The organism is Chitinophaga sp. SVR4-12A (assembly GCF_056754765.1).
In genome coordinates this window covers 4,293,016-4,307,490 of the sequence record NZ_JBPGWP010000001.1, presented here as the reverse complement: position 1 = coordinate 4,307,490, position 14,475 = coordinate 4,293,016, and the positions used below count along the sequence as shown (strand labels likewise).

Genomic DNA, 14,475 nt, shown 5'->3' with positions numbered 1-14,475 from the left:
CTAAATGAATGCGAAAAGTGAGAAAACAGGAAGGCCTTTATCGTCCGGAATTTGAACATGATGCCTGCGGAACTGGTTTTACTGCCCATATCAAAGGCCGTAAATCCCACCAGATCATAAAGGATGCCTTGACGATGCTGGAAAACATGGAACACCGTGGGGCCTGCGGTTGTGAACGTACTACCGGAGACGGGGCCGGCATTCTTATTCAGATGCCGCATGAGTTTTTTTATGACGAGTGCCTCAAAATGGGGTTCGCATTACCGGAATTCGGTAAATATGGCGTAGGCATGGTGTTCTTCCCCAAAGAACCCCGCTGGCGCGAAGAATGTCGCGAAATAATCAACCGCGCAGCCGAAAAGCTGGGCCTCGATATACTGGGATACCGCAAAGTGCCGGTACGCCCTGATGGCATTGGTGAAAGCGCTCTTTCCGTAGAACCGGAAATAGAACAGGTGTTTATTGCCTGCCCTTACCAGATCTCCGACCAGCAATCCTTCGAACGTAAACTGTTCGTTCTCCGTAACTATGTGTCTAAAACAGTGCGCAATACCGTACCTAAGGAAAAAGCACTGTTCTATATAGCTTCTCTTTCTTCTAACACGATCGTATATAAAGGACAGCTCACCACTTACCAGGTAAGGCATTACTATCCTGACCTGAGCGATGAGAAAATGGTGTCTGCCTTTGCACTGATCCACTCCCGTTTCGCTACCAACACTTTCCCTAGCTGGAGACTGGCTCACCCATACCGCTATATCGCGCACAACGGTGAGATCAATACCCTGAAAGGGAACCTGAACTGGCTCCGCGCCGGCGAAAGGGATTTTGCAACTAAATATTTCTCCAAAGAGGAAATGGATATGCTGCTGCCTATCGTAGAAGAAGGCCAGTCAGACTCCGCCAGCCTCGATAACGTAGTAGAACTGCTCACCCTCACCGGCCGCTCACTGCCCCATGTAATGATGATGCTCATCCCCGAAGCATGGGACGGCAACGAAGACATGGACCCGGTGAAGAAAGCTTTCTACGAATACCACGCTTCCCTGATGGAGCCCTGGGACGGTCCTGCTTCCATCTCCTTCACAGATGGTAAGATCATCGGCGCCACACTGGACCGTAACGGTCTGCGCCCCAGCCGCTTCGTGGTAACCAAAGACGACCGGGTGATCATGGCTTCAGAAGCCGGCGTATTGCCCATCGATCCCAAGAACGTAAAAGAAAAAGGCCGCCTGCAGCCCGGTAAAATGTTTATAGTAGACATGGACCAGGGCCGTATCATTGGCGATGAGGAGCTGAAACAGACCATCTGTTCCCAGCAGCCTTACGCTGAATGGCTGAACAAATACAAGATCCGCCTGGAAGAACTGCCCGAGCCCCGCGTGACATTTACTCACCTGGAGCACGACCAGATCTTTAAATACCAGCGCGCTTTCGGTTACAGCACCGAAGATCTGGAGCACATCATCGCCCCCATGGCCATAGATGGCAAAGAGCCCGTAGGCTCCATGGGTACCGATGTACCGCTGGCCATCCTGAGCGATCAGCCCCAGCACCTGAGCAGCTATTTCAAACAGCTGTTCGCACAGGTAACCAACCCGCCCATCGATCCTATCCGCGAAAGACTGGTAATGTCACTCGCTACCTTCGTGGGCAACAACGGCAACCTGCTGGATGAAGATCCGCTGCACTGCCACGGGCTGGCCCTGCGCCACCCGATCCTGAGCAATCACGAGCTGGAGAAGATTCGCAGTATCGATACCGGTATCTTTCAGGCCAAAACATTACAGACCTACTTCAAGGCAGACGGCAAGCCCGGCTCCCTCGAAAAAGGATTGGCCCGCCTTTGCCGCTATGCAGTAGATGCAGTGGAAGACGGCTTCGAAGTGATCATCCTCTCCGATCGCGCCATTGATTCTGAGCACGCTCCTATTCCCTCCCTGCTCGCTGCTTCCGCAGTACATCACCACCTTATCCGTAAAGGGGTGCGTGGACAGGTTGGCATCATCATAGAAGCCGGCGACGTGTGGGAAGTACATCACTACGCCTGCCTCCTGGGCTTCGGCGCAACCGCTATTAATCCCTACCTGGCGCTGAGCACCATCCGGGATATGAAGCTGAGCGGCAAACTGGATACCGAGCTCGATGTAGATAAACTCAAAAAGAACTACGTAAAAGCCGTTTGCGAAGGCCTGCTGAAAGTGTTCTCCAAAATGGGTATCTCCACCCTGCAATCTTACCAGGGCGCTCAAATCTTTGAAATCCTGGGCATTAATCAGAGTGTGGTAGACAAATACTTCGTTGGCGCCGTTTCCCGTTTGCAGGGTCTGGGCCTCGACGAGATTGCCCGCGAAACCCTGGCCAAACACTGGATGGGTTACGGCCGCAAGGAAACACCTGTACAACGCCTAACCGTTGGTGGTATCTACCAGTGGAAACGTAAAGGTGAGTTCCACCTCTTTAATCCAACAACCATTCACCTGCTGCAATATTCCACCCGCATGGGAGATTACAGCATCTTTAAAAAATACTCCAAGGCCGTGAACGACCAAAGTGAAAAAGCCGCCACCCTGCGCAGCATGTTCACGTTCAAACGTACACGCCCTTCCGTATCTATCGATGAGGTAGAATCCGCAGAAGTGATCCTGAAACGCTTCGCATCCGGCGCTATGAGCTTCGGCTCCATATCCCACGAAGCACACTCCACCCTGGCGATTGCCATGAACCGTATCGGCGCCAAGAGCAATACCGGTGAAGGGGGTGAAGATGAGATCCGTTACGAGCAGCTGCCTAATGGCGACAGCATGCGCTCTGCTATCAAACAGGTGGCCAGCGCCCGCTTCGGGGTTACCAGCTACTACCTCACCAATGCAGATGAATTACAGATCAAAATGGCCCAGGGTGCCAAACCTGGCGAAGGCGGCCAGCTGCCCGGCCATAAAGTGGACGACTGGATCGCAAAAGTGCGCCACTCCACCCCGGGTGTAGGCCTGATCTCTCCGCCGCCGCACCACGATATTTATTCTATCGAGGATCTGGCTCAGCTGATCTTTGACCTGAAGAACGCTAACCGTGCCGCCCGTATCAGCGTTAAGCTGGTATCCAAGGCAGGCGTTGGCACCATCGCTGCCGGTGTGGCTAAAGCCCACGCAGATGTAGTGCTGATTTCCGGCCATGATGGCGGTACCGGCGCATCTCCCATCAGCTCTATCAAACATGCTGGGTTGCCCTGGGAGCTGGGCCTGGCTGAAACCCACCAGACACTGGTACGCAACAAACTGCGCAGCAGGGTAGTGGTGCAAACAGACGGACAGCTGAAAACCGGCCGCGATATCGCTATCGCCACCCTCCTGGGTGCCGAAGAATGGGGCGTCGCTACCGCTGCCCTCGTGGTAGAAGGCTGTATCATGATGCGTAAATGCCATCTCAATACCTGCCCTGTAGGTGTAGCCACACAGGATCCCGAACTGCGCAAGCGCTTTGCCGGCGACCCTGAGAATGTAGTGAACCTCTTTAAGTTCCTGGTGGAAGAGCTGCGCGAGATCATGGCAGAACTGGGCTTCCGTACCGTAAATGAAATGGTAGGCCAGGTAGAGAACCTGCAGGTGCGCGAAGGAATTGACCACTGGAAATACAAACACCTCGATCTTTCTCCGATATTATATAGAGAGCCCGCCGGCCCTGAAGTAGGCCTGTACAAACAGGAAGAACAGGACCACGGTATCAGTGAAGTACTGGACTGGCAGCTGCTGAAAGCCGCCCAGCCCGCACTGGAAAAGAAAACCCGGGTGTTCCAGCAGTTTAGTGTGAGGAATACAGACCGTACCATCGGTACGATCCTCAGCAACGAAATATCCAAGCGCTACAAAGGCGAAGGGCTGCCGGAAGATACGATCCACTTTAAATTCCTGGGCTCCGCCGGTCAAAGCTTCGGCGCCTTCAACACACGCGGTGTAACACTGGAGCTGGAAGGCGAAGCGAACGACTACTTCGGTAAAGGCCTTTCAGGCGCAAAACTGATCCTCTATCCCTCTGCTGAAGCAGGGTTCAAGGCAGAAGAGAACATCATTGCCGGTAACGTGGCCTTCTATGGCGCTACCTCCGGCGAAGCATATATCCGCGGTAAGGCCGGTGAGCGCTTCTGTGTGCGTAACTCAGGCGCTACCGTAGTAGTGGAAGGCGTAGGCGACCACGGTTGCGAATACATGACCGGCGGCAGGGCAGTGATCCTGGGCGAAACCGGCCGCAACTTCGGCGCAGGCATGAGCGGTGGTATCGCTTACGTGTACGATGTGAAAGGCGTGTTCGCCAACCGTTGCAACAAAGACATGATAGATCTCGATCCGCTGGATCAGGAAGATATAGCCCGTCTGCATGATCTGATCACCAAGCATCATGCATATACCAACAGTACGGTGGCTAAATTTATATTAAAGGACTGGGAAAATCAGTTACGCCATTTTGTGAAGGTGTTCCCGAAAGAATACAAGGCCGTGCTGAAAATAGGGAAGTCAGAATCGGAAGGTCAGAAAGTAAAGAAGTCCTGACCGTAAAACGCCTTGTTATTTAAATATTAAAAGATCAGAAGAAGATGGGTAAACCAACAGGATTTTTGGAATTTACACGTGAATTGCCGGGCAAAGCAGATCCCAAGCAAAGAACGCAGCATTATAACGAGTTCGTGGAGCGCTACAGCGAGCCAAAACTGAATACGCAGGCCGCCCGTTGTATGAACTGCGGTGTACCGTTCTGCCACAGCGGATGTCCGCTGGGCAACGTGATCCCGGAATTTAACGATGCCGTATACAAAAAAGACTGGCAGGAGGCCTATGACATTCTTACCAGCACCAACAACTTTCCGGAGTTCACTGGCCGCATCTGTCCGGCTCCCTGCGAAAGCGCCTGCGTGCTGGGTATCAACCAGCCCCCGGTAGCCATCGAAGAAATTGAGCGTCACATTATTGAGATAGCTTTTGATAAAGGCCTCGTACAGGCTAAAACGCCACGCGTACGCACCGGTAAAAAGGTGGCAGTGATCGGTTCCGGCCCCGCCGGACTGGCAGCAGCAGCGCAGCTCAACTATGCCGGTCACCAGGTGACCGTATTTGAAAGAGACGATGCACCCGGCGGCCTGCTTCGCTATGGTATCCCCGATTTCAAACTTGAAAAATGGGTGGTAGAACGCCGTATCAAGCTGATGGAAGAAGAAGGCGTGAGCTTCCAGTGCAACGCCAATGTAGGTGTGAATGTAAGTGTGAACGATCTCCTGCGTGAATACAACGCGATCGTGCTGGCTGGTGGATCCACCATCCCCCGCGATCTGAATATCCCCGGCCGTGAACTGAAAGGTGTTCATTATGCAATGGATTTCCTGAAGCAGCAGAATAAAAGAGTGGGTAACCGCCCCGTAGAAGGCGAGGATATCTGGGCAACTGATAAGAATGTAGTAGTAATAGGCGGCGGAGACACCGGTTCAGACTGTGTGGGCACATCCAACCGCCACGGTGCAAAAAGCGTTACGCAGCTGGAGCTGTTACCAAAACCTCCGGGCGAGCGCACGCCGTATATGCCCTGGCCTTCCTACCCCATGGTACTGAAAACATCTTCTTCACACGAAGAAGGAGCCGCCCGCCAGTGGGCAATCGCTACTAAGGAATTTGTAGGAGATGGCAACGGCAATTTAAAAGCCCTGAAACTGGTAGACCTGCAATGGTCACTGGGTCAGGACGGAAGACCAGGCGGCTTTACCGAAGTACCTGGCTCCGAAAGAGAAGTACCCTGTGAGCTGGCCTTATTGGCAATGGGCTTTGTGCATCCGCAGCACACGGGTATGCTGGATGATCTGGGTGTGGAGAAAGACGAGCGCGGAAATGTGAAAGCAACGGAAAAGGCCTATCAGACCTCTATCCCCAAAGTGTTTGCCGCCGGCGATATGCGTCGAGGACAGTCACTGGTGGTATGGGCGATCAGCGAAGGCCGTGAATGCGCACGTAAAGTAGACGAGTTCCTGATGGGTGTATCCCAGCTGGAAAGCAAGGATCACTCCTTACAGGCAATGGCTATTTGACAACTTGATTAAAAGTTTTCTCATAAGCAGGTTTAGATTTTGTTGTAACCTTCAGCCGGGCTGGGTTTTTACCCGGCCCTTTCTTTTTTCAAATAACGGCATAAAGCTTCCTTTAGCAGGCACAATTAGCCTGTTCGCCTATTAACCATCACTTTTCCTACGCCGCCTGCTATTTTTGATGCCATGTGGCGCCTGTTCTCATTGTTGCTGATTTACACACTGGTCTCTTCCACAGCTCCTGCTTCCGCGCAGGACACGGCCGACTTTTCCTCTGCGGCTGATTTCATTTTTAATACAACTGCTTATAAAAAAGGCATTTACAGGTCTTTCAAAGAATTTCAGCTCAACAACCCTTCAGAACATGGCAATATCGTGGTAAAAAGCCGCAGCTCGGCCGCCCAGATCTACCTGCTGGCCAGCCGGAATGAGCTGCATATTGTAGACAGCACGGGACAAGAAAAGAAAATGAAGGATTACTGGGGATTTTCCGACGGTAACGCTGTGTACATAAAAGACAATGGCCTCAATAAATTACAGGAGATCGGCTATTACTGCCTCTATGAAATTCATGTGATCGCGCCCACCCCGGTGGCTAACCCCAACGCCATAACGGTTAATAATGCGCCCCCGCCCAACCAGAAGAAAAAAGTATTTAATATTCTCACCGGTCACGTATTTGACCTAACCCTCTACAATCTGAGAAAATATATTCTCCCCCAGGACAGGGAACTACTGGAAATGTTTAATACTGACGCACAAAAGCGCGACCGGATGGAGTATTATATCCATCGGTTCAATGAGCGCAACGCCCCGGTATTGTAACGGGTATAAATTTTGCTGATTTCACATTTTGTGCTATAGTGTGCCAAAGCATTTATTTTCAGTATATTACCATAGTAATCATTCATAGTGACAGAACCTGCTACCAACGGTGAAAAACGTCGTGCCCGCCCATGGTGGCGCTGGCTTGTATGGATCATTGTAGCAATTCTCCTTTTGCCCGTAATGGCCGTACTGCTGCTGCAACTTACTCCCGTGCAGGACTACCTCCGCCGGCAGGGGGAATTATATCTCCAGAATAAACTGCATACAAAAGTCAAGATCGGCTACCTCCGGGCAAGGGGCTGGCGCTACCTGGAACTGCGAAATGTGGTGGTATCAGATACCAGCAACGCCGCCCTGCTTTATTCCGGTTCTCTCAAAGTGCATTATAACCTGCTGGCCATTCTGAATAATGAGCTGCGTGTCAATAAGCTGGAGTGGGACAGCCTCCTGGTGAACGCATATCGTCATACCAACGACAGTGCATTTAATTTCCAGTTTATGGTGGATGCCTTTGTGAGCCCGGATGCTACGCCGGATACATTGGCGCCGGAAAGCGGCACTACCTTACAGTTCCACATTCGCGATGTAAAGCTGCGCCGTGTGAGGATCAGCTACCTGGATAGGCTCGAAGGCTTGCATGCCGTGCTGCGCTTTGATTCACTGGTAATAGATCCGGATGAGTTGCTGGTCAACAACGGCGTTTACGCTTTCAGAGGTATTGCACTCGATGGCCTTAGCGGCTTTTTCCGCCAATCCTACCGGCAGAAAACAGCCGTGACAGCTTCCCCGCCTCCTCCGGCAACAGACACGGCCGCAGCTCCTTTCCACCTCCTGCTTAAACAGCTAAAGATCCGCAACAGCACTTTTTTATATGAAAGCGAAGATATAGGTATATCCACTATCTGGAACATAGGCAGCCTGCTGCTGAACAATGCTAACATAGACCAGGACTCTACCCGCATTCAGGCCCAGGATATCCGTATCAGCCATACAAGGGGTATACTCACCATGTCTGCGGCTAAAGATACTACACCCGCTCCTGCAGCGCCGGCGCCCAACACCTGGCGTGTGCTTACCAGCCAGGCCCTGCTGGAGCAGATCACCTTGAAATATGATAACAATACAGGCCCCGCACCCCGTGGCGCCGGTAGTAATCCGGACTATAATCACCTGCTGCTGAGGGATTTCAACACCCGCGTAAGCGATATCAACTACCGGCCGGATACCGTGAGCGCGCTCCTGCATAACCTTAGCCTGCGCGATAAATCAGGCTTTGCCGTAAAGCGCGCGCACATGAACTTTACATTTACGCCGCAAAGCCTCTCCCTGCAAGACCTGCTGGTGGAAACCACCCGGAGTATTCTGCGCAAACATATAGTCGTTACCGTTCCTTCCTGGGAAACGGTGGCAGATCACCTCGAGCAATTGCAGATCCGGGCCAATATCGACTCCTCCCACATAGCGCTGGGAGAATGGCTGGCCTTTGTACCTGATTCACGCTCCAATCCCTATATGAAACCGCTGTGGGATAAACAGCTAACCGTATCGGCCGTTTTAAAAGGCCCGCTCAACCGCTTAGATATCCAGCACTTATATATCAGGGATAACGTGGGTAATACGCTGCAAACACAGGGTCAGATTTTTTATGCCGCCAATACAGACAGCATCAGGGCCAACCTGCCTTCCATTATGCTGCAAAGCGGGAACCGTGCACTGCGTTCCTGGCTGCCGGCCGGCACCCTGCCAGATACACCGCGGCTGCCTGAACACATGCTGATCACCGGCTCTTTTACCGGCGGTATGGCAGATCTGCAAACGCAGCTCCAGCTGAAAAGCGACATCGCCAATGCAAGCCTCACTGCCCACCTGGTAAATATTACTGATAGCCTGCATAGCCGGTATTCAGTAAACATTCCTTCCTTCCAGGTACATCCCGGCGTCATGTTGTATGACACCACCATGGGTTGGGTGAACGGCCGCCTCCAGGCAGAAGGTAGGGGCTACGATCTCAATACGATGTCGGCCAATGCCGAATTGCAGCTGAACAACGCCACTTATAACCACTATACCTACCAGGATATTAATGCAAAGGCAAACATCGCACAGGGACAGTTCCAGCTTTCCGGCCAAAGCGCAGATACTGCCTTCACCGCTGTCTTTGATATTACCGGCCTGCTGAAAGACACTACCCTGCAAAACCTGCAGGCAGACATAAAACTGGAAAAAGCCGACCTGTATACCACCCATTGGTATGCTGATCCATTCCTGATGAAAGGCGCCGTCATCGCAGATTTCAGTAGCCTTAGCCCCAGCAGGCTGGAAGGTAATGCCTTCTTTACCGGCTGGCAGATCGTCACGGGTGGAAATGCCTTCACACTGGATACCATTGCCCTGCGGGCCAATTACCAGGATCAGCAATATCTTGCGCTTACCGGGCCCTTTGGTTTTATAAACGCCAATGGTACGGTAGATTATACGAAGCTGGGCAGCACTTTCAGCAGCTTGATCAACAAACCACTGCGAACACCGGGTGGTGCAGTAGTTGATACATTGCTTTCTGGCCAGCTGCTACAATGGACCGCCTCTCTTCGCTGGCCCCGCAGCCTCCAGGCATTGATGCCAACCCTGCGCATGAATAATCCGCTGGATATCAAAGGCCGCCTCAATTCAGACAGCAGCCTGCTGATAATGAATGCTTCACTGCCCAGGGTGAGCTATGATTCTATTCACATCGACAGTCTTATGCTGGATGCCCGCATCCAGGACACCTCGCTGAAAGCCATCGTATCCCTGGCTTCACTCCGCCACCCGGTAGCGCCCCTCCATCATACCGAGCTATTGGTCAATGCAAGCGCCGGTAGGTTGAACTGGGACCTGAACCTCAACGATGCAGCACAAAATCCGAAGTATCAGGTTGGCGGACTGGTGCAATTTCTGCCTGACAGTGTGATCGCGTTTTCCCTCAAACCAGACCTGCTGCTGAATAAACAGCAATGGACGGCAGGATCTGATAATATCGTGCGCCTCCATAAAGGACTTCCTGATTCTGCAGCCCTGCAGCTGTCTTACCGCGAAGAGTCCATCCGCCTCAACACTGTGCCGGATAGCAGCAGCCGGATGCCCGCCCTGCAGGCAGATATCAAAGATTTTCAGCTGACAACCATCACCGGTCTGCTCGCGGCAGATACCATGCTGGCCACCGGCTCCCTGAATGGAAAAGCGGTGATCCGTAACCTGGATCAGTCGCCCCTGATAGCCAGCTCCCTTCAGATAGACAGCCTTACTTTCCGTAACACCCCCCTGGGTACCCTTACGGCAGATCTGCAAACACCGCATCCTCAGGCCTACCACATCAAGGCGGCCCTTACGGGCAACGGTAATGACCTGCAGGTACAGGCCGTGTACGATACTGCCATCAATGCCACCATAAATATCAATCAGTTCAATGTAGCCGCTGCAGAGCCGTTTACCTTTGGGAATGTTACCCGCATGCACGGCTCAGCAAACGGGCAATTCAACATCACCGGCACAACAGATAAACCCAAGGTGACGGGCAATATACATTTCAACGATGCCGGCGGTACCATCACTTATGTAGGCACCTCGCTGACATTACCGGATGAAACTATTGTGCTGGACGAGAATGGCATCCTGTTCAACAACTTTGTCATTGCAGACAGCATGCAAAACGAGCTCGTTGTGAATGGGCGCGTGAATACCACCGATTTTACCAACTACCGCTTTAACCTGGATGTGAATGCAGAGAACTTCATGGTGCTGGGCAAACAACAGAACCCAGACCAATTGTACTATGGCCCCGCATTTGTAGACAGCCGCATCCGCCTGCGGGGCAATATGGACCTGCCCCGCATAGATGCCTACCTGAAACTGCGCGATAAATCCAGCGTTACCATTACCATCCCGCAAGAGGAGCCTGGTGTAGCTAACAGGGAAGGGATCATGGAGTTTGTAGACAAGGACGCCCCTGTAGATTCAGCCGTACTGGCCGCCCAGGATAGCGCCCGCTACGAGAACCCCCGCCTCAAAGGCATGATGTTCAGTGGCAATGCCGAGATCACACCCGAGTCTATCATTAAGATCATTATTGACCAGCAGAACGGCGATTATGTAGAAGCCAAAGGCACCGCCAACCTTAATGCCACACTGGACCCGAGTAGTAAACTGAGCCTTACCGGCCGCTATGAGATCCAGGAAGGTAAATACCAGATGTCGCTCTATGAAGTGATCAAGCGTTCTTTCGCCATTGAAAAAGGCAGCTTTATCTCCTTTAACGGCGACGCTATGAATGCCGACCTTGATATTACCGCAAAATACACTGTATACACTTCCGCAGCCGGCCTGGTGGCCGACCAGCTGAGCGGTAAATCTGACCTGGAGCGCAACCAGTACAGGCAACGCCTGCCCTTTGAAGTATATATGGAAATAAAAGGGGAGTTGATGAAACCTGATATTACCTTCCGGCTGGATATGCCCGAAGCAGAGCGTAATGCTTTTGCAGGCAGTGTATATAACCGGATCAAGCAGATCAACCAGATCACTTCTGAACTGAATAAACAGGTAATGGGCCTGCTGGTGCTGAACTCCTTCATCCCGGATGATCCCTCTGCAGCTGGTGGCGACGGCGGTGTGGATGTTGGCCGTGAAGCCCGCAAAAGTGTAAGTAAGATCCTCTCACAACAGCTGAACAACCTGGCAGGCAATCTTATCAAAGGGGTAGACATCAACTTTGACGTTCAACAGAACGAAGACTATTCCAGTGGCAGCGCAAGAGAAAGTACCACGCTGAATGTAGGAGTGTCCAAGAACCTGTTCAATGACCGTTTAACCGTAGCCGTTGGCTCCAATGTATATCTTGAAGGCGATAAATCCGCCGGCAATAACACCGGCGCGCTGGTGGGCGATGTTTCTGTAGAATACAAACTTACCCGGGATGGCCGTTATCGTGTAAGGGTCTACCAGCGGAACGCGAACGAAACCATTGTGCAGGGCCAGGTAGTGGAAACCGGCGCTGCATTTATGATAGTAATGGATTACGACCAGTTCCGCGAAATACTGGGTAAATCCAAAAAGGAAACCAGAAAGGAAAGGCTCCGTAAGAAAAAATCCGATAAGAAATCTTAAATATTGCGACAAACCAGCTTACATATCATCACCCTCCTGGCCAGCTTATGCTTATGCGCCTGCAGCACTACCCGCACGGTGCCCAAAGGTGACCGCCTGTACACCGGCGCCGATGTGAAATGGGAGGGCAAAAAACCCAAAGACTACGGTACCCTGAAAGCAGCCCTGGCTGCCAGCGTAAGGCCCAAGCCTAACCGCAAGTTCCTCGGCATGCCTATCCGCCTCTGGTTGTATAACCTGGGCAATGAGCCTAAAGGCAAGGGTCTGAATTACCTGCTCCGCAGAAAATGGGGTGAACCCCCTGTGCTGCTTAGCCAGGTGAAACGTGACTATACCTCAGAAGTATTACGGGGATACCTCGTGGATAACGGTTACTTCCAGGCTGACCTTGTCTCTGCTATTAAAAACAAAGGCCGGAAAAAAGCATCCGCTGTTTATACCGCCACGCCCAACCTGCGTTATCTCATCGAACAGGTAACCTATGAAACAGATAGTTCGCAACTGGGCAGAACGATCGCCGGCATCAAAAAAGATGTAAGCCTGATGTATATGGAACCCTATCGCCTGGATAGTATAAAGGCCGAACGTGAACGCATTCATCGCTATCTGAAAGACAAGGGCTACTATTACTTTACTGCCGACAATCTACTGGCAGAAGTAGACAGTACCCATAATGGAAAGGTGCATATCTTTATAACGGTCAAGAAAGACATCAGCCCCCTTGCCCGCAGGCCATATTTTATCAGGAAGGTCACCCTGTATCCTACCTACTCGCTGGATGCGGATTCTTCTTCCCGTGTAGGACAGGAGGTAACATTGTACCGGAACTTCGGCGTGGTAGACCCGGAAAAGAAATTCCGCCCGCGGATCTTCAGGCGCTCCGTATTCCTGCGGCCAGATAGCCTGTACCGCCTTAGCAATCATGACATCACACTACAACGCCTCATTAACCTGGGCGTATTTAAATTCGTAAAAGGCCAGTTCCGCCCCACTTTTGGCCGTGATACCACCCGGCCCGCACGTTCCCGTTCGGATACAGGCAGGATTGCCATGGTGATCGATTCCAGCCGGCTGCTGATTGATTCCACTACAGCCGCTGCACGCAGGCGCCTTTATACAGACACCACCGGCGTGGCATCAGATACCGGACGGCTGGACGCCAGTTTTTACCTGACGCCTTACCCGCAATACTCGCTGCAGGCCGAGCTGCGCGGCACTTCCAAATCCAATGGCTTTGTGGGATCCGAAGTGAAGGTCACACAACGTAACCGTAACTGGAAACGGGCTGCCAACCTGCTGGAAATCTCTGCCTCCGGGGGTATGGAATGGCAAACCGGCGGCAACCTGGTCAGCGGTAATTCGTATAGCCTTAAAGGAGAGGTGGCACTTACGCTGCCAAAGTTCCTGATACCCTTCCGTGCTTTTAACATCCGTACGCCTTATGTACCCCGCACTCGTATCAGTTTGAGCTATGAATTATTCAGCCGCCAGAACCTTTATAACCTGACCGCCTATACGGCGCAATGGCAATACCTGTGGCGGCAAACACGGTACCTGGAACATGCCTGGGCGCCCCTGTCTGTTACTTTTGTAAGGCCTACCAACACTACACTTGCTTATGACAGCATCCTGAAGGTAGATCCCGTGCAGCGCAGGGCTATAGAAAAGCAGTTTATCCTGGGCGGGTTCTATACCATCACATACAATAACCAGGCGCCTAACCGTGTGCACAGCATCTACTTCAGCGGAGATGTAGACGTCTCCGGCAACATAGCAGGCCTCATCATACCGAAAGGCGACAGCACCAAGAACATCTTCAGCAACCCGTTTGCACAATACGTTAGGCTGGGTGCCGATTTCAGGCATTACTGGCAGTATACCAGAGGCATGACCTGGGTGAACCGCCTGTTCTTTGGCTACGGCATTCCCTATGGCAACTCGCGTACGCTGCCCTTTATCAAACAATACTTTACCGGTGGTAGCAGCAGCCTGCGGGGCTTCAGGGCCAGAACACTCGGCCCCGGCTCTTATCACGATACCACCAGCCGCTTCCTGGCCAACGAAGCAGGCGACGTAAAACTGGAATTCAACTCAGAATTGCGTGTGCACCTGGTTAGCATGCTCAATGCCGCCGTCTTCATTGATGCAGGCAATATCTGGCTGCAGAAGAGCGATACCAGCAGGCCAGGCGGACAATTCAGCAGCCATTTCCTGAAAGATGTAGCAGTAGATGCAGGAGTGGGGCTGCGCATAGACGCTTCTATAGTAGTGGTGCGATTGGACCTTGCGTTTCCGCTACGTAAGCCCTGGCTACCGGACAATGAAAAATGGGTGATAAAAGATGTCCGCTTCGGTGACCCCGACTGGCGTAGAGAAAACCTTATACTGAATATCGCTATCGGGTATCCCTTCTGATTTATAGACTAACAAACATATTAAAA

Annotated in this window: 5 protein-coding genes; all 5 read left to right on the top strand. The window is 52.1% G+C overall.

All coding sequences use genetic code 11. The annotated features are described in order from the left end of the window. The first annotated feature begins 8 nt into the window (after nt 1-8). The 5 genes from gltB (at nt 9) to tamL (ending at nt 14,449) form a co-directional block, all read left to right on the top strand. Nucleotides 9-4,547 (top strand): glutamate synthase large subunit, encoded by a 4,539-nt coding sequence (gene gltB, locus ACR9Y8_RS17685; protein WP_481214571.1) that lies wholly within the window; start codon nt 9-11, stop codon nt 4,545-4,547. A 44-nt stretch (nt 4,548-4,591) separates the two neighbouring features. Next, on the top strand, nt 4,592-6,067 hold the full coding sequence (locus tag ACR9Y8_RS17680; protein WP_481214570.1) for a glutamate synthase subunit beta: 1,476 nt from the start codon (nt 4,592-4,594) through the stop codon (nt 6,065-6,067). Nucleotides 6,068-6,250: 183 nt separating this feature from the next. Further along, nucleotides 6,251-6,889: a hypothetical protein gene (locus tag ACR9Y8_RS17675; RefSeq protein ID WP_481214569.1), complete on the top strand. Its 639-nt coding sequence runs from the start codon at nt 6,251-6,253 to the stop codon at nt 6,887-6,889. 87 nt (nt 6,890-6,976) lie between these two features. After that, entirely contained in the window at nt 6,977-12,034 is a 5,058-nt protein-coding gene (locus tag ACR9Y8_RS17670) for a translocation/assembly module TamB domain-containing protein (protein ID WP_481214568.1), read from the top strand. 3 nt (nt 12,035-12,037) lie between these two features. Continuing rightward, nucleotides 12,038-14,449 carry a translocation and assembly module lipoprotein TamL gene (gene tamL, locus ACR9Y8_RS17665; protein WP_481214567.1) on the top strand — a complete coding sequence of 804 codons (2,412 nt, stop codon included), beginning with the start codon at nt 12,038-12,040 and terminating at the stop codon, nt 14,447-14,449. Nucleotides 14,450-14,475: the final 26 nt, after the last annotated feature.

Coding starts and splice junctions, on each gene's coding strand:
- gltB (WP_481214571.1), top strand. CDS start 9: ATGCGAAAAGTGAGAAAACAGGAAGGCCTTTATCGTCCGGAATTTGAA.
- ACR9Y8_RS17680 (WP_481214570.1), top strand. CDS start 4,592: ATGGGTAAACCAACAGGATTTTTGGAATTTACACGTGAATTGCCGGGC.
- ACR9Y8_RS17675 (WP_481214569.1), top strand. CDS start 6,251: ATGTGGCGCCTGTTCTCATTGTTGCTGATTTACACACTGGTCTCTTCC.